Here is a 16,179-nt window from a genome sequence, read left to right as displayed (position 1 = left end):
TCGCGGGCATGACGCAACGAGTTGCTGTGGTCACCGGCACCGCGCAGGGCATGGGTCTGCGGATCGCGGACGTGCTGCGCGAGGACGGGTTCGCCGTCGTCGGCTTCGACCTGCAGGAGAGCGAGGACGGGATCGTCGGCAACGTCGCCAGCGCCGCGGACGTCCAGCGCCTGACCGATCACGTGACCAGCACCTACGGGCGCGTGGACGTGTTGGTCAACAACGCCGGGATCGCCGGCATCGTGCCGTTCGAGGACACGAGCCTCGAACAGTGGGAACGAATCATGGCGGTCAACCTGACCGGGCCGTTCCTGCTCACGCAGGCGCTGGGCAGGGTCATGCTCGGCCAGGGCAGCGGCAGTGTCGTCAACATCGCGAGTGTCGCCGGGCTGCAGGGTGTGGCGGACCGGGCGGCGTACAACACGACCAAGCACGGGCTGATCGGGTTGACGCGCACGCTCGCCGTCGAGTGGGGCGGGCGGGGGATCAGGGTCAACGCCGTGTGTCCCGGCTGGGTCAAGACCGAGATGGACGTCGAGTCGCAGGCCGGCGGGTACTACGTCGACGACGACATCACCGACCACGTGCCGATGAACAGGTTCGCCGCGCCGGACGACATCGCGCAGGCGGTGCGGTTCCTGGCCGGCGACAACGCGCGGTACATCAACGGTGTCGCACTGCCCGTCGACGGTGGGTGGACCGCGGACGGCAGCTGGCAGAAGCTGCGGCTCTCGAAGCGCTGAACGAGAAGGGCCGCCCTCGCGAGGAGAGCGGCCCTTCACCGCATCAGACCTCGCCGCGAATGAACTTCTCGACGGCCTCGTGCGCCTCGGAGTCCGAGTACTGCACGGGCGGGGACTTCATGAAGTACGACGACGCCGAGAGGATCGGGCCGCCGATGCCCCGGTCGAGGGCGATCTTCGCCGCGCGCACGGCGTCGATGATGATGCCCGCGGAGTTCGGGGAGTCCCAGACCTCCAGCTTGTACTCGAGGTTCAGCGGCACGTCGCCGAACGCGCGACCCTCGAGGCGCACGTAGGCCCACTTGCGGTCGTCGAGCCACGCCACGTAGTCGGACGGGCCGATGTGGACGTTGCGCTTGCCCATCTCGCGGTCCACCTGGGACGTGACGGCCTGGGTCTTGGAGACCTTCTTGGACTCCAGGCGCTCCAGTTCCTTCATGTTCAGGAAGTCCATGTTGCCGCCGACGTTCAGCTGCATGGTGCGGTCGAGCTGGACGCCGCGGTCCTCGAAGAGCTTCGCCAGCACGCGGTGCGTGATGGTGGCGCCGACCTGGGACTTGATGTCGTCACCCACGATCGGGACGCCGGCGGCGCGGAACTTCTCCGCCCACTCCGGGTCCGACGCGATGAAGACGGGCAGGGCGTTGACGAACGCCACACCGGCGTCGATCGCGGCCTGGGCGTAAAAGCGGTCCGCGTCCTCCGAACCGACCGGCAGGTACGAGACCAGCACGTCGACCTCGGCCTCGCGCAGCGCCGCGACCACGTCGACCGGCTCGGCGTCGGACTCCTCGATCGTCTCCCGGTAGAACTTCCCGAGACCGTCGAAGGTGTGACCCCGCTGGACGACGACGCCGAGCGGCGGCACGTCCGCGATCTTGATCGTGTTGTTCTCGCTGGCCCCGATGGCCTCCGAGAGGTCGACACCGACCTTCTTCGCGTCGACGTCGAACGCTGCGACGAACTCGACATCGCGCACGTGGTAGTCGCCGAACTGCACGTGCATCAGACCGGGCACGCGGGTGTTCGGGTCGGCGTCACGGTAGTAGTGGACGCCCTGCACCAGCGACGCCGCGCAGTTGCCCACCCCGACGATGGCCACTCGAACGGTGCGGCGGTTTTCGCCCATTGCCGAGTCCTCCTTGATCAACAGTGAATCGCTACTCGTCCTGCTCGGACTTCTCGTGCGCGATGAGCTCGTTGAGCCACCGCACCTCGCGCTCCGTGCTTTCCAGGCCTTGGCTGTGCAGCTCACGGGTGTAGCGGTCGATCTGCTCACCCGTGCGCGTGAGCCGCTCGCGGAGCCCCTCCCTGCGTTCTTCGACACACCGCCGACGGCCTTCCAGGATGCGCATCCTGACGTCGGCCGGCGTGCGCGAGAAGAACGCCAGGTGGACCCCGAACGAGTCGTCGTCCCAGGTCTGCGGACCCGCGTTGGCCAGGAGGTCGGCGAACCGCTCCTTGCCCTCGGGAGTCAGCTTGTAGACCTTGCGTGCCCGGCGTCCCCAAGAAAGAGCCGACTCCTCCGGCCCCTCCTCCACGATCAGGCCCGCACGTTGGAGTCGCCGCAGTGTTGGGTACAGCGATCCGTACGAGAACGCTCGAAACGCTCCGAGCAGGTCATGCAAGCGCTTGCGCAGCTCGTAGCCGTGCATGGGCGCCTCGTGCAGCAGGCCGAGCAGCGCGAACTCGAACACGAGTCACCTCCTCGCACCTGCACCGATAGGTGAGGCGATTATATCGGCTCGATACATCGATGGCTCCTCGCAACTGTGGGATGTGGCACACCGTGATACCGCGCCGGACCTCGCTGCCCTGAACGGCCCATCATCGGAAAGCGGTCGGCACGTACTCTGGTCACGTGTTGACCCAACGGCAGGTGGTGGACTATTCGCTGCAGCGGCGTGCGCTGCTGGCGGAGGTCTATGCCGGTCGCACGGGCACCATGGAGGTCTGCGACGCGAACCCGTACCTGCTGCGAGCTGCGAAGTTCCACGGGACGGCGACCGACGTGCCCTGCCCCGTGTGTCGCAAGGAACCGCTCACTCACGTGTCGTGGGTCTACGGTGACGAGCTCAAGCACGCGGCCGGCTCGGCACGCACGCCTGAAGAACTGGTGAAGATGGCGAACCTCTTCGACGAGTTCTCCGTGTACCTAGTTGAAGTTTGTCGCACGTGCAGTTGGAACCACCTGGTGCAGTCATACGTCCTGGGGAAGCGTGGGCTGGAAAAACCACGCAGGAGGACTGCGGCGGAATGACCCACAGGTGACACTGCTCCGAATGAAGTACGACCACCGAACCGTGTGCTGATGCACGCCGGTCTGGGAGGCCTTTTCACGTGAACGACCAGCATGATGACCGGCAGCGCGGAGGCGAGCCGCAGTGGCCGACCGGGGACGACCCGGACGGCGGCGGCACGAGGCGCGATGTCCCGAATCAGCCACGACCGGGGACTCCACCCGGCGGTTTCGCGCGCCCTCCCCAGGGTGGCACGCCACCTGGTGGTTTCCCACAGCAACAGCCCCCACGCCGCCCGAACGGACCAGGCGGTCCGCAGGGCGGTCCTGGTGTGCCTCCAGGCGCTCAGGGGCGTCCGCCGGGACCCGGGATGAACGGCCCCGGCGGTCCTGGTGGCCCTCAGGGCGGCCCCGGTGGTCCGGGTGGCCGTCCTCCGACGCCTCCGGGCGGGATGCCGATCGCGCCGCCTCCCGGTGGCCGTCGCCCCGGTGGACCTGGCGGACCCGGCGGCCCTCAGGGCGGCCCTGGTGGTCCCGGTCGCCCCGGCGTGCCCCCGCGCAACCCCGGTGAGGAACGCACCACGCAGATGCCGCCGGTCAACCGGCCGACGCAGCGCGAGCCCGAGCTCATCACGCACCGCGAGCCGGACGACGAGTTCCTCATGGCCGGTGTCGCCGACGATGACGACGAGTACTACGACGACGAGCCGGAGCTCACCGAAGAGGAGGAGCGTCGTCTGCGCAAGAAGAAGATCTGGAAGCGCATCCGAATTGGCGCGTTCGTCGCGATCGGCCTGATGATCCTCGGCCCGGTGATCGCCATCGCGGTCACGTACCCGCTGGTCGACTGGCCTCGGCCGAGCGACATCGCGGCCAAGCAGGACAAGACGGTCACGCTGCTCTACTCGGACGACACCGAGATGGGCAAGATCACCTCACCCGGTGAGAACCGCACACTGCTCACGTACGAGGAGCTCCCGGACACCGTCAAGCAGGCCGTCATGGCCGCGGAGGACGCGAACTTCTACGACAACCCCGGCTTCGACGCGAAGGCCATCGTCCGGGCCGTCTGGATCCAGGCGACCGGCGGCAGCTCCGGTGGTTCCGGTCTGACTCAGCAGTACATCAAGAAGGCCACCAACAACGAGGCCCCGACGCTGACTCGCAAGTTCACCGAGCTCGTCAAGGCCTACAAGATGAGCAACGAGTCGGACCACAACACGATCCTCACCGCGTACATGAACACGGTGTACTTCGGTCGTGGCGCGAACGGCATGAAGGCCGCTGCGCAGGTCTACTACAACAAGCAGATGAAGGACCTCACTCCTTCCGAGGCCGCTTTCATCGCGGGCATGATCCAGATCCCCTCCTGGTCGGAGGACGAGGAGCACGCGAAGAGCCGCTGGGAATTCGTGATGAAGCAGATGCGCGAGAAGGGGTGGATCAGCCAGGCGGACTACGACGCCCGTCAGTACCCGAATCCGCTGCCGTTCGAGCAGACGCAGCCCGCGAGCCTCGACGGACCGCTCGCCCGCGTGAGCCAGCAGATCCAGAACGAGATCGACAGCGAACTCGTCGGCCTCACGATGGAGAAGGCGCAGAAGGTCGGCGTCACCGTCCACACGACGATCGACCCGAAGATGCAGCAGGCCGCGGTCGACGCCGTGAACTCCGTGATGGACGGCCAGGACGCCGACCTGCGGACGTCGCTCAGCGCGATCGAACCGCAGTCCGGCGCCGTCAAGGCCTACTACCCCGGCAAGGACGGCCTCAAGGGCATCGACTACGCCAAGGGCACGATCCAGGAGGCCGGCTCGTCGTTCAAGCCGTTCGACCTGGTGGCAGCCCTGAAGATGGGCAAGGGCATCGGCGACACCTACGACGCCACGCCGCGCAAGATCGCCGGCGTCGAGATCCGCAACGCCGGCAACAGCACGTGCGGCAAGCAGTGCCCGATCAAGCAGGCCATGAAGGAGTCCCTCAACACCGTGTTCTACGACATGGTGGCGGGCCCCGAGGGCACGGGCACGAAGGCCGTGGCGGACGCGGCGCACGCGGCCGGCATCCCGAAGGTCGTCCGGGTCGGCGGCCAGGAGAAGCAGACCCTGGTCGGTGAGGGCGGCAACCCGCCCACCGCCGGTATCTCCATCGGTGCCGACAGCGCCCAGGTGCGGCCGTTCGACATGGCCTCGGCGTTCGCGACGTTCGCGGCTCGCGGCGTGTACCGGGCTCCGTTCTTCGTCACGAAGATCGTCGGCCCCACCGGTGATGTCCTCTACCAGCACGTCGACCAGCCGGTGCCGGCGTTCGACCCGGTCGAGACGAAGAGCCGCGACATCGCGGACAACGTCACCGAGACGTTGAAGGACATCCCGTCAGGGCCGATCGCGTGCGCCAGCGGCCGCCCGTGCGCCGGCAAGACCGGTACGCACGAGCTCCCCGGCAGCGTCGACCAGAACTCGAAGGCCTGGATGGTCGGCTACACGCCGCAGCTGTCCACCTCCGTGTGGGTCGGCAAGGACCAGGGCAACGTGGCCATCAAGAACAAGCAGGGCAACCCCATCTTCGGTAGTGGCCTGCCTGGTCTGATGTGGAAGAAGTTCATGGACGCGGCACTCGCGGGCGCGCAGAAGGAGCCGTTCGCGAAGCCGGTCCCGCTGGGCAACTTCAACCCGCCGCGCAAGTCCGACCCGCCGTCGCCGCCGCCGAGCAGCAACAACCCGCCGAGCAACAACCAGCCGTCGCAGACTTCGGAGCCGACCAAGCCGTCGCAGACGAAGCCTCAGAACCCCGGTTGCATCCCCGGCATCAGCTGCCCCGATCCGTCCGACGATCCCGATCCGTCCACCAGCGGCCGCCCCAGAGGCGGTAGTCCAGGAGACGGCTGACCCGCGAAGGGGCCCGGTGCACGTGCACCGGGCCCCTTCGCTTTGTGCGGTACCTGGGATGTTGACCACGGCGAAACGGTCTTGGCCGTAACATCCGCGACGTGCCCAGCAGCCCTGCCGAGCTTCCCGCCGAGGCCCCCGAGAAGGACCTCTCCGAGGAAACCGACTCGCTCACTCACGAAGAGCGCGTCGCCCCCACGTGGACCGAGTCGCTCGCACGCGGCCTGAGCAGACCGTTCGGCGGTCCCCTCGGCGAGCACGCGCAGATCGGCCGGAACTACTTCTGGACGGCGCTGCGGGTGATCCTGATGCTCGCCGTGGTCACGTTGCTGCTGGGGTGGGTGCAGAAGTCGCCCTGCGTCCAGCAGTACACGGACGACAAGGGCGTCGTGCAGCTCGACTGGCGGGGCAGCAAGCAGTTCACCGCCCTCTGCTACTCCGACACGGTGCCGCTCTACACCGCGGAACGGCTCGACCAGCGCGGTGCCTTCCCGTACATCACCTCGTGGAAGGACGACGAGGGCAAGCCGACCGAGCACGTCCGGTACATGGAGTACCCGGTGGTCACGGGCTTGTTCATGTGGCTCAACGCGCGGGTGGCGCAGGGGCTCGTGGCGCTCGTCCCCGGGCTGCCGATGACGGTGATCGTGTTCTTCGACGTCACCGCGTTCTGGCTGGCCGTGGCGTGGCTGGTGACCGTGTTCTCGGTGGCCAGGATCGCCCGGCGCCGGACTTGGGACGCGGCGATCGTCGCGGTGTCGCCGCTGGTCGTCGTCCACGCGTTCACGAACTTCGACACGATCGCGACGGCGTTCGCGACGGCCGGCCTGCTGGCGTGGGCGCGGAAGAAACCCGCGCTCGCCGGCGTGCTGCTGGGGCTCGGTGGCGCGGCAAAGCTCTATCCGTTGTTCCTTCTCGGGCCGTTGCTGTTGTTGTGCTGGCGGTCCAACAGGATCAAGGCGGGGCTCACCGCCACCGCGGCCGCCATAGGCGCATGGGCGCTCGTCAACGCGCCGATCGCCTTGAACCCGGCCTCGCAGACGGGGTGGAGGGAGTTCTTCCGCCTCAACACCGAACGCAACGCCGACCCGGACACGCTCTACAACGTGCTCGTCCAGTGGACGGGCTGGCAGGGCTTCGACCCGGGACTGACGCAGGGACAACCGCCGACGGTCCTCAACACGGTCAGCTCGGTGCTGTTCCTCGTCTGCTGCGCCGGCATCGCCTACGTGACCCTCTCGGCGCCGACGAGGCCGAGGCTCGCGCAACTCGGGTTCCTGGTCGTGGCGGCGTTCCTGCTGACGAACAAGGTGTGGAGCCCGCAGTACTCGCTGTGGCTGGTGCCGCTGGCCGTGCTGGCGTTGCCGCGCTGGAAGCTGCTGCTGGCGTGGATGGCGGTCGACGCGCTGGTGTGGGTGCCGCGCATGTACTTCTACCTCGGCACGGACAACAAGGGACTGCCGATCGACTGGTTCCTCGGCGCGGTGCTGTTGCGGGACGCGGCTGTCATCACGTTGTGCGTGATCATCCTGAAGGAGATCTACCACCCGGAGCGCGACCTCGTGCGGTTGGCGGGCGACGACCCGTTGGCGGGCGTCCTGGCCGATGCGCCGGACCGGCAGATCGTCAGACCCGCACGAGGCGAGCCATCGCACCGAATGCGGTCCCGTTCGGATGCAGATGATCACCGGAGTCGAACTCCGGACGCAGTCTGAGCGGATCGGCGGGGTCGCGCACGGCCTCGTCGAAGTCGATCGCGGCGGGGAAGGTGGCGCGGATCCACGCGTTCACCTTCTGCCGCTGCTGCTCCTTCTCCTCGGTCCACGTGTACCAGCCGTGCCACGGCGTGATGGTGCCGACGTGGAACTCCACGCCCTGGTTCTGGCACCGCGACTGAACGGTGCGGATGCCGGCGATGACGTTCTCGGCGCTGACGCCGCTCTGGATGTCGTTGATGCCGCCCAGCAGCACGACCTTGCGCACTTCCTTGCTGTACAGGACGTCCCGGTGCACACGGGTGACCATCGGCGCGTTGCCCAGCACCACGCCGTTGCCGTTGATGCCCGCGTTCAGCACCGCGTAGTCGGTCTCGACCTGCGACGGCCAGGTGTTCTCGTAGAAGCCTTCGGTGATCGAGTCGCCGAACATCACCACCGCACCCGGCGCGGTGAAGCCCGCGACCTCGACCGCGGAGACGAGGCAGATCTGCTCGCGCGTCGACGTGATCGTGCGATGGGCGCGCGCCTGACACGGCGTGCCGGCGGGGGAGTACGTGCTGATGTCGAGCGTCTTGGTGACCTTGAGCTGCACGGCGTCGCTGTAGACGTCGTCGCGGGCCCTGATCGTGACGGAACGGGACCTGCCGAACGTGAGCTGCCGCGTCTCGCCGTCAGCGGTGACGGTGACCTGCTCGACGCGGACCGGTTTGATGCCCATCAGGTTCGACAGCCGCACCCGGACCGACGTGCCGCCCGCCGCGAGGTCGACGGTCGTGCGCACGCTCTGGTCCGGCACCGAACTCGACAGCGTCGGCACGGCCTGCCACACGGGCAGCCAGCGGATCACCTCCGAGCGCGCGGGCACGCCGGAAGCACCGCAGGCCAGCAGCAACGCCAGCACGATGATCACCCTCACGGGTGAAGTCTGCGGCTGATCAGGTCTTCGCTGCTACGGCCCCGCGGAGGAACTTCAGGTCCTCGTGATCGTCCTCGGTCACGTCCCCGGCCTTGAGGAAGACCACGAACAGCGCCACGAGCAACGCGGCCCTGCCCCACACGCCGATCATCACGGCCTGCGCGGAGAAGCTGTCGTAGATCCCGGCCGGCTGACCGAACTCGATCGCCCAGAACCAGCGGAAGATGCCGATGCCCATCGCGAGGTCGACCACGAAGTAGGCGAACGCCCAGGCCAGTCGTACGCGCAGAAGCACGAGGAACGGCACCAGCCACAGCGTGTACTGCGGCGAGTGGACCTTGTGCAGCAGCATGAAGCCGCACAGCATCGCGCCGGACACCGCGATCCAGGGGTAGGTGCCCTCGCGCCGGAAGCGCGTCCAGCCGTAGCCGGCGGCGATCGCGAACGAGATCAGGATCGTGATCGGCGAGATGACGCCGACCAGCGACTGCATCGCGTCGTCGCCGATGAACGGCCGCAGGCCCCAGTACCAGATCGAGTTCGTGGTGATGTCGACCCGGCGCAGCTGCTGGAACTCGAACGACGCCGCCCAGCCGTCGTAACCCGCGATCGCGAACGGCAGGTTGACCAGCACGACCGTGATGATCGAGGCGAGCCCGACCTTGACCGCGCCGGCGATGTCGGCCTTCTTGCCGTCCGGCATCTCCTGGCCGCGCCAGCCGCCGGTGGCGACGAAGAGCACCAGCGGCAGCACGAAGGCCGCCGGGTAGACCTTGAACGCGAACCCGAGCCCGAGCAGCACGGACGCGACGACGGCTCTCTCGACCAGTGGCCGGTTCCAGCGGTGCACCACGAAGACCGCGGCGACCGAGCACAGCACGACCGGCAGGTCCCAGTTGTGGAAGGCGTAGAGGATCAGCGGTGGACCGATCGCCCACAGCAACGCGCGCCAGCGGGCGAGTTTGCCCAGCAGCCAGCCCGTGAGCAGGCCGAACGGCGCCATCAGCAGCGACGAGTAGAGCAGGTACTCCGCGTCGTTGTGCGCGAAGATCGCACCCGCCCAGATGATCAGGCCGGAGAGCACCGGGTACTCGACCGAGCCCCCGATGAGGGTGCCCTTGTCGTTGATGTTGCCGTCGACGTACGGGAAGACGTGCCGGTCGATGTCACGCCCGATCCAGAGGTGCTGGATGTCGGAGTAGCAGACGTCTTCCTTGTTGCGCTCGTCGTAGTCGGGCTGCGTGCGGCCCCACTGGTCGAACGCGGGACCGGTGCAGCGGTCCTTGTTGATGAAGCCCAGCAGCAGCGTGAGCCCGCACAGCAGCACGAGCACGACAGCGGCGGGCCTGCCGAAGCGGTTCACGAAACGCCCGGCGTCGCCTCGCTCGGGCGTCACGCTCACCACCTCGTGCACGCTGTTCACCGGCCGGCGCGGTCGCGCAGGAAGGCGATGTCGTCGGCCTGGCCCTCGTCCGGCGTCTCCACCACTACGGGGCACCCGGCGCTGGCGACCACGGCCGCCAGCTGGTCGGCGTCGATCGTGCCAGTCTTGATGTTGTCGTGCCGATCGCGCGAGGAACCGAACTCGTCGCGCGAGCTGTTGAGGTGCACCAGGTCGATCCGGCCGGTGATGGCCTTCACCCGATCGACGATGCCGACCAGGTCCTCACCGGCGGCGAACGCGTGGCAGGTGTCGAGGCAGAAGCCGGCGCCGAACTCGCCGACCGCGTCCCAGAGCAGCTTGAGGGAGTCGAACGTGCGGGCCATGGCGCCGTCGCCGCCCGCGGTGTTCTCGATCAGGACCGGGACCGCGAAGCCGCCGTCGGCGACCTGGCGTTCGAAGAACTTGCGCCAGTTCGCGAAGCCCTCAGCCGGGTCCTCGCCCTTCGTGACGTGCCCGCCGTGCACGATCAGGCCCTTCGCGCCCACGGTCGCGGCGGCCTCCGCGTGCTGGATCACGTTCTTCCTGGACGGAATCCGGATCTTGTTGTTCAGCGACGCGATGTTGATCATGTACGGGGCGTGGATGAAGACTTCGAGGTCGGAAGCCAGCAGGGCGTCCGTCTGCGGATGAGGTTTGGGTTTCTTCCAGCCCTGGGGATCCGACAGGAAGAACTGGACGACCTCGGCCCCGCGTTCGGCCGCGGCGCCGACCGGGTCGTCGTCGCGTACATGGGCCCCGATGCGCATACGCAGGAGGGTAGTCGGCGTCCATAACGCCATCGCAGCCGCCGCCGATAGGAGTAATTGGAAAAACTGGGGATGGTCTACGTCACCACCAGGACCTACGGTCGTTACTAGAGAGTAGGAAAGGGGTTCGCATGAGGCTGTTGAGCGTCGCCGCCACGGCGCTGCTGGCCCTCGTGTCCGCTTCGGTGGGCGGGGTCGCGCACGCGGCGGAACCCATCGTGGTCGGCAGTTGCGCCACCACCGTGCAGGGCGCGCCCGGCACCCCCGTCTCCCTCAGTCCGGCCGCGGTCACGCAGCCGATCACGGACCTGGTGCGCGCCGTCCCGTTGCTCGGGCCGCCGCTCGCGGAACCGTTCAAGCAGGCGTTCGCGCAGGCCAAGCCCATGCCCATCGGCGCGGTGCAGGTCGGCACGACGACCATCAGCGGTGCCACGATCGCGAACGCCGTGATGGCGGAGGTCCAGAAGATCCCGCTGCTCGGCCCGATCCTCGGCACGCTCGACAAGACCGTGCGCGCCACCCTGACGCAGGGCTGCCAGGTGACGGTCGTCGCCGTCAACCAGGTCGTGGCGCCCGTGCAGGACGGGTCCAAGGCGATCGCGGACGCCTCGCAGCAGGCCGTCGGCGCGATCCCCGGAGCACCGAAACCTCCTGGTCAGCAGCCTTCGCCGCAGCCTGGAACCCCGCCCGGTCAGCCCGGCACGCAGCCCGGGGTTCCCGGTGTGGGCGCCGGCGCGCCGAGCAACCGCGACTTCTCGCTCTATCCCATCGGCTCCAACTTCGGGCGCGTGCCGCTGTTCAGCTACGGATCGCTGCCGTTCGCGATGCCCGGCCTGTACTCGCCGTCACCCGGCGTCCGGTACGGCTCGCAGGTGCCCCGCGCGTCCAACGGCACCGGTGTCCAAGGCGACTCGGTGCAGGCGGCCGGCCGCGCGACGGCGTTGCCCCGGCTGAGCGGACCCGGCGGCGTCGGCGCTCCGGTGCTGGTCGCGGTGCTGCTGCTGGCCCTGGTCACGGGCGCGCTGGTGCGGACCTGGGTGCTCCGCCGCACCCCTGCGTAGTCGCCGGACGCGCTCTGTTAACCTTTGTCAGTTGCTGACGCGACGACCCTCCTGCCACGGAAAGCCCGTGGCCGCGAGTCCACAGGAGGTGAGTGGTCCTCATGCGTCATTACGAAGTGATGGTCATCCTCGACCCCAGTCTCGACGAGCGCACGATTGCGCCGTCTCTCGACACGTTCCTCAACGTCATCAAGACGTCGGGCGGCAACGTGGAGAAGGTCGAAGTTTGGGGCAAGCGCCGGTTGAGCTTCGAGATCAACAAGAACAGCGAGGGCATCTACGCGGTGCTCGACCTGACCTCGACGCCTGACGCGGTGAAGGAACTGGACCGCCAGCTCGGTCTGCAGGAGACGGTGCTCCGGACGAAGGTCCTGCGCCGCGAGCCCGCCAAGGCTGCCAAGTTGGCCGCCAAGGCCGCGGCCAAGTCGGACGCCAAGTCGGCCAAGTCGGCGGCCAGGGCCGCCGCCAGGGCCTGACGAACCTCGATTAGGGGAGCTCCCAAGACATGGCTGGTGAGACGACGATCACGGTAGTCGGGAACCTGACTGCCGACCCTGAACTCCGCTTTACCCAGTCCGGTGCGGCGGTGGCCAGCTTCACGGTCGCCTCCACGCCCCGCACGTTCGACAAGAATTCGGGCGAGTGGAAAGACGGCGAAGCGCTGTTCCTGCGGTGCAACGTGTGGCGGCAGGTCGCCGAGAACGTGGCCGAGTCGCTCACCCGCGGTTCGCGAGTGCTCGTCTCCGGACGGTTGCGCCAGCGTTCCTTCGAAACGAAGGAAGGCGAGAAGCGCACTGTCGTGGAGCTTGAGGTCGACGAGATCGGCCCCTCGCTGCGTTACGCGACCGCGAAGGTCAACAAGGTCAGCCGTGGAGACGGCGGCGGTGGCGGCGGCTTCGGCGGCGGCGGCGGTCAGCAGTCTCGTGGCGGTGGCGGTGGCGCGCCGGCAGACGACCCGTGGGGTTCCGCCCCGCCGGCCGGCTCCAGCGGCTTCGCCGACGAGCCCCCCTTCTAGACCGACTGCACCGGTCATCCAGTACTTCATTCATCGCGTATTCAGGAGTTAGAGACACATGGCCAAGCCGCCTGTGCGCAAGCCCAAGAAGAAGGTCTGCGCCTTCTGCAAGGACAAGAGCGCGTCCCTGATCGACTACAAGGACACGACGCTCCTCCGCAAGTTCATCTCCGACCGCGGCAAGATCCGTGCCCGCCGCGTCACGGGCAACTGCTCGCAGCACCAGCGCGACGTCGCTGTTGCCGTGAAGAACGCCCGTGAGATGGCCCTGCTGCCCTACACCTCGACCGCTCGCTAAGAGAAGGAGACACTGCGATGAAGCTCATCCTCACCGCTGACGTTTCCGGCCTTGGCGCTCCCGGCGACATCGTCGAGGTCAAGGACGGCTACGGCCGCAACTACCTGCTCCCCCGTGGCTTCGCGATCGTGGCGACCCGTGGCGCGCAGAAGCAGATCCAGGTCATCACCCGCGCGCAGGACACCCGCCGCGTGCGCGACCTGGACCACGCCAAGGAGATCAAGACCGCGCTCGAGGGTCTCTCCGTGACGCTCAAGGCCAAGGCCGCCGCCGGCAGCACCAAGCTGTTCGGCTCGGTCACCGCGTCGGACGTGGCGGCTGCCGTCAAGTCCGCCGGTGGTCCGGTCCTGGACAAGCGCGCCATCGAGCTGCCGGGTCACATCAAGACCACCGGCAAGCACTCGGTCACGGTTCGCCTCCACCCCGAGGTCACCGTCGCTCTGCCGCTCGTGGTCACCGCGGGCGAGTGATCTTTGGGCGAGACCACCGCCGAGTAGCGGGTGTCTGTTGCGGGGCGACCCCGCAGACCCCGTGACACGTTGGTGGGGATCGCCCACAGTTCAGTTTGCTGAAGCGCTGCCTACCCGGAATGCTCCGGGTGGGTGGCGCTTTCGCTCGTTCGGACCAGTGCCGCTCTGTCCACGTCCTGTGGATAAACCGCGCGTTCAGCGTGGTCGCGACACGCCGAAGAGGGTGTTTTTCGCGACACGCCGAGGGTGTGGCGCACAACTTTTTCCACAACTTGTGCACAGCCACTGAGCTGCGGTTACTTCTGTCACTCCACTGGTTGTCAACAGGTTGTCCCCAGTGCCGCGACCCCTGTGAGCATCCATCCACAGGTTGTCCCCCAGTTGTCCACAGGGCGATCCACACGCTGGTTTGCTTGCTCCGGACGGGTCCCTCTAGCGTCGCGACCAGGGCAAGGCCATCGCACAGCGTGGCCGCCCGAAATTGTCGGTGCCTCGCGGTACAACTAGGGGACTCACGCACCGGCTTTCGACTCTTCGCAGGGGTGATTCAGCAGTGGCGCTCGTGGACGACCGGGGCATGGCGGAGCCCGCATTCGAGCGTCAGCCGCCGCAGGACCTCGCCGCGGAGCAGTCCGTTCTGGGCGGCATGCTGCTGTCGAAGGACGCGATCGCGGACGTCATCGAGGCGCTCGCGCCGAACGACTTCTACCGCCCGGCGCACCAGGCGATCTACGACTGCATCCTCGACCTGTACGGCCGCGGCGAGCCGGCCGACCCGATCACCATCTCGGCCGAGCTCGAACGCCGCGGCGAACTGCTGCGCGTGGGCGGCGCGCCGTACCTGCACACGTTGATCGCGACCGTTCCGACGGCCGCGAACGCCGGCTACTACGCCGAGATCGTCGCCGAGAAGGCGGTGCTGCGCCGTCTCGTCGAGGCGGGCACCCGCATCGTGCAGCTCGGGTACAACGGTGCCGAGGGCGCGGACGTCGACGAGGTGGTCGACCGGGCGCAGGCCGCGATCTACGAGGTCACCGACCGCCGCACCACCGAGGACTACGTCGCCCTCGAAGACCTGCTCCAGCCGACGATGGACGAGATCGACGCGATCGCGTCCCGTGGCGGCATGTCGCAGGGCATCCCCACCGGTTTCGCCGACCTCGACGCGCTGACCAACGGCCTGCACGGCGGCCAGATGATCATCGTCGCCGCCCGTCCCGGTGTCGGCAAGGCGCTGGCGTTGAACACTCCGCTGCCCACCCCGTCCGGCTGGACGACGATGGGCGAGGTCTCCGTCGGCTCGTTCCTGATCGGCGCCGACGGCCGCCCGACCCGAGTGGTCGCCGCGACCGAGGTGATGACGGGCCGCCCGTGCTTCGAGGTCGAGTTCTCCGACGGCACGGTGATCGTGGCCGACGGCGAGCACCAGTGGCTGACGGAGTCGTGCAGCGAGACCGGCGGCTTCTGGGCGATCCGCACGACCGCGCAGCTGTTCGAGCGCGTCGGCGTGTGCCGCATGTTCGTGCGCCTGTCCGCGGCCTGGGACCTGCCGACGGCGGCGCTGCCTCTCACGCCGCGCTCGCTCGGCCTGTTCCTCTCGGGCCTGGGCGACCTGGAACTGACCGACGACGAACTGCGCGTCGCCAAGGACCTCGACCTGGCCGACGACCCGCACATCCCGGCCGCGTACCTGCGCGCGTCCCGCAAGCAGCGCGAGGAACTGCTGGCCGCGCTGCAGATCGACGGCCGCTTCGCCCGCCTGCGCCGCGACCTGGCCGAGCTGATCGCGGGCCTCGGCAGGCACGACCAGGTGGAGATCGTCGCCGTGCGCCCGATCGCCTCCGTGCCGGTGCGCTGCGTCGAGGTCGACAACCACGACCACCTGTACCTCGCGGGCGAGACGATGATCCCGACCCACAACTCGACGCTGGGCCTCGACTTCGCCAGGTCGTGCTCGGTGAAGCACGGCATGACCAGCGCCATCTTCAGTCTGGAAATGAGCCGCACCGAGATCGTCATGCGCATGCTCTCCGCCGAGGCGCGCATCCGCCTGAGCGACATGCGAGGCGGCACGATGAGCGACGACGACTGGACCCGCCTGGCCCGCCGGATGAGCGAGATCAGCGAGGCCCCGCTCTTCGTGGACGACAGCCCGAACCTCACGATGATGGAGATCAGGGCCAAGGCCCGCCGCCTCAAGCAGCGGCACGACCTCAAGCTCGTGGTCGTCGACTACCTCCAGCTGATGTCGTCGGGCAAGAAGACCGAGTCGCGCCAGCAGGAAGTCTCGGAGTTCTCGCGAAACCTGAAGCTGATCGCCAAGGAACTCCACGTCCCGGTGATCGCGATCTCCCAGCTGAACCGCGGCCCGGAACAACGAACCGACAAGCGCCCGATGCTCTCCGACCTCCGTGAGTCCGGCTCCCTGGAGCAGGACGCCGACATGGTCATCCTGGTCAACCGCCCCGACGCCTGGGAACGCGACGACCCGCGCGCCGGCGAGGCCGACCTGATCATCGCCAAGCACCGCGCGGGCCCGACCGCGACCATCGTCGTGGCGCACCAGCTGCACTACAGCCGCTTCACGGACCTGGCCCAGACCTGAGCTGACGTCGCGGTTCTGTGCCTGGCTAGGCCTCGC

Annotated in this window: 15 protein-coding genes; 10 read left to right on the top strand and 5 right to left on the bottom strand. The window is 68.0% G+C overall.

Features of this window, described 5'->3' with window-relative positions; all coding sequences use genetic code 11:
* The first annotated feature begins 8 nt into the window (after nucleotides 1–8).
* Nucleotides 9–743, top strand: a complete 735-nt coding sequence (locus SK854_RS18945) for an SDR family NAD(P)-dependent oxidoreductase (RefSeq protein ID WP_319976418.1) — start codon at nucleotides 9–11, stop codon at nucleotides 741–743.
* A 43-nt stretch (nucleotides 744–786) separates the two neighbouring features.
* Here SK854_RS18945 and SK854_RS18940 read toward each other — a convergent pair whose 3' ends face one another.
* Nucleotides 787–1,872 carry an inositol-3-phosphate synthase gene (locus tag SK854_RS18940; protein ID WP_319976417.1) on the bottom strand — a complete coding sequence of 362 codons (1,086 nt, stop codon included), beginning with the start codon at nucleotides 1,870–1,872 and terminating at the stop codon, nucleotides 787–789.
* A 31-nt stretch (nucleotides 1,873–1,903) separates the two neighbouring features.
* Nucleotides 1,904–2,440, bottom strand: coding sequence for a PadR family transcriptional regulator (locus SK854_RS18935; protein ID WP_030480153.1), 537 nt, complete (start codon nucleotides 2,438–2,440; stop codon nucleotides 1,904–1,906).
* A 164-nt stretch (nucleotides 2,441–2,604) separates the two neighbouring features.
* Between SK854_RS18935 and SK854_RS18930 the strand changes: the two genes are divergently transcribed.
* From SK854_RS18930 to SK854_RS18920, 3 genes are all read left to right on the top strand, one after another.
* Nucleotides 2,605–3,003, top strand: a complete 399-nt coding sequence (locus SK854_RS18930) for a DUF5318 domain-containing protein (RefSeq protein WP_030480154.1) — start codon at nucleotides 2,605–2,607, stop codon at nucleotides 3,001–3,003.
* A gap of 350 nt (nucleotides 3,004–3,353) precedes the next feature.
* The gene (locus SK854_RS18925; RefSeq protein ID WP_319976416.1) at nucleotides 3,354–5,870 is read left to right on the top strand and encodes a transglycosylase domain-containing protein; all 2,517 of its coding nucleotides are present in this window, start codon (nucleotides 3,354–3,356) and stop codon (nucleotides 5,868–5,870) included.
* 101 nt (nucleotides 5,871–5,971) lie between these two features.
* Entirely contained in the window at nucleotides 5,972–7,585 is a 1,614-nt protein-coding gene (locus tag SK854_RS18920) for a glycosyltransferase family 87 protein (protein ID WP_319976415.1), read from the top strand.
* Here the strand turns inward: SK854_RS18920 and SK854_RS18915 are convergent.
* From SK854_RS18915 to SK854_RS18905, 3 genes are read right to left on the bottom strand one after another with little or no spacing between them, the layout of a single operon-like run.
* Nucleotides 7,497–8,504, bottom strand: coding sequence for a GDSL-type esterase/lipase family protein (locus SK854_RS18915; RefSeq protein WP_319976414.1), 1,008 nt, complete (start codon nucleotides 8,502–8,504; stop codon nucleotides 7,497–7,499). The two genes, SK854_RS18920 and SK854_RS18915, sit on opposite strands and share 89 nt — an antisense overlap.
* Nucleotides 8,505–8,523: 19 nt before the next feature.
* Nucleotides 8,524–9,900 carry a glycosyltransferase family 87 protein gene (locus SK854_RS18910; RefSeq protein ID WP_319976413.1) on the bottom strand — a complete coding sequence of 459 codons (1,377 nt, stop codon included), beginning with the start codon at nucleotides 9,898–9,900 and terminating at the stop codon, nucleotides 8,524–8,526.
* A 23-nt stretch (nucleotides 9,901–9,923) separates the two neighbouring features.
* Complete coding sequence (locus SK854_RS18905; RefSeq protein WP_319976412.1) at nucleotides 9,924–10,694, bottom strand: deoxyribonuclease IV; 771 nt, start codon at nucleotides 10,692–10,694, stop codon at nucleotides 9,924–9,926.
* A 131-nt stretch (nucleotides 10,695–10,825) separates the two neighbouring features.
* Here SK854_RS18905 and SK854_RS18900 point away from each other — a divergent pair, with 131 nt between their 5' ends.
* The 6 genes from SK854_RS18900 (at nucleotide 10,826) to dnaB (ending at nucleotide 16,143) form a co-directional block, all read left to right on the top strand.
* Nucleotides 10,826–11,755 (top strand): hypothetical protein, encoded by a 930-nt coding sequence (locus SK854_RS18900; protein ID WP_319976411.1) that lies wholly within the window; start codon nucleotides 10,826–10,828, stop codon nucleotides 11,753–11,755.
* A gap of 101 nt (nucleotides 11,756–11,856) precedes the next feature.
* A complete protein-coding gene (rpsF, locus tag SK854_RS18895) occupies nucleotides 11,857–12,231 on the top strand; it encodes a 30S ribosomal protein S6 (protein ID WP_319976410.1) in 375 nt (124 codons plus the stop codon).
* A 29-nt stretch (nucleotides 12,232–12,260) separates the two neighbouring features.
* A complete protein-coding gene (locus SK854_RS18890; RefSeq protein WP_319976409.1) occupies nucleotides 12,261–12,770 on the top strand; it encodes a single-stranded DNA-binding protein in 510 nt (169 codons plus the stop codon).
* A gap of 58 nt (nucleotides 12,771–12,828) precedes the next feature.
* The gene (gene rpsR, locus SK854_RS18885) at nucleotides 12,829–13,068 is read left to right on the top strand and encodes a 30S ribosomal protein S18 (RefSeq protein WP_030480165.1); all 240 of its coding nucleotides are present in this window, start codon (nucleotides 12,829–12,831) and stop codon (nucleotides 13,066–13,068) included.
* Between the two features lie 17 nt (nucleotides 13,069–13,085).
* Nucleotides 13,086–13,538, top strand: a complete 453-nt coding sequence (rplI, locus tag SK854_RS18880) for a 50S ribosomal protein L9 (protein WP_319976408.1) — start codon at nucleotides 13,086–13,088, stop codon at nucleotides 13,536–13,538.
* A 577-nt stretch (nucleotides 13,539–14,115) separates the two neighbouring features.
* Entirely contained in the window at nucleotides 14,116–16,143 is a 2,028-nt protein-coding gene (gene dnaB, locus SK854_RS18875; RefSeq protein WP_319976941.1) for a replicative DNA helicase, read from the top strand.
* Nucleotides 16,144–16,179 lie beyond the last annotated feature (36 nt).

Source organism: Lentzea sokolovensis (assembly GCF_033949975.1).
Taxonomy (GTDB): domain Bacteria; phylum Actinomycetota; class Actinomycetes; order Mycobacteriales; family Pseudonocardiaceae; genus Lentzea; species Lentzea sokolovensis.
The sequence above is the reverse complement of the archived record's forward strand: the minus strand, read 5'-3'. Positions and strand labels throughout refer to the sequence as shown.

Coding starts and splice junctions, on each gene's coding strand:
- SK854_RS18945 (WP_319976418.1), top strand. CDS start 9: ATGACGCAACGAGTTGCTGTGGTCACCGGCACCGCGCAGGGCATGGGT.
- SK854_RS18940 (WP_319976417.1), bottom strand. CDS start 1,872: ATGGGCGAAAACCGCCGCACCGTTCGAGTGGCCATCGTCGGGGTGGGC.
- SK854_RS18925 (WP_319976416.1), top strand. CDS start 3,354: ATGAACGGCCCCGGCGGTCCTGGTGGCCCTCAGGGCGGCCCCGGTGGT.
- SK854_RS18905 (WP_319976412.1), bottom strand. CDS start 10,694: ATGCGCATCGGGGCCCATGTACGCGACGACGACCCGGTCGGCGCCGCG.
- SK854_RS18900 (WP_319976411.1), top strand. CDS start 10,826: ATGAGGCTGTTGAGCGTCGCCGCCACGGCGCTGCTGGCCCTCGTGTCC.
- rpsF (WP_319976410.1), top strand. CDS start 11,857: ATGCGTCATTACGAAGTGATGGTCATCCTCGACCCCAGTCTCGACGAG.
- SK854_RS18890 (WP_319976409.1), top strand. CDS start 12,261: ATGGCTGGTGAGACGACGATCACGGTAGTCGGGAACCTGACTGCCGAC.
- rpsR (WP_030480165.1), top strand. CDS start 12,829: ATGGCCAAGCCGCCTGTGCGCAAGCCCAAGAAGAAGGTCTGCGCCTTC.
- rplI (WP_319976408.1), top strand. CDS start 13,086: ATGAAGCTCATCCTCACCGCTGACGTTTCCGGCCTTGGCGCTCCCGGC.
- dnaB (WP_319976941.1), top strand. CDS start 14,116: ATGGCGGAGCCCGCATTCGAGCGTCAGCCGCCGCAGGACCTCGCCGCG.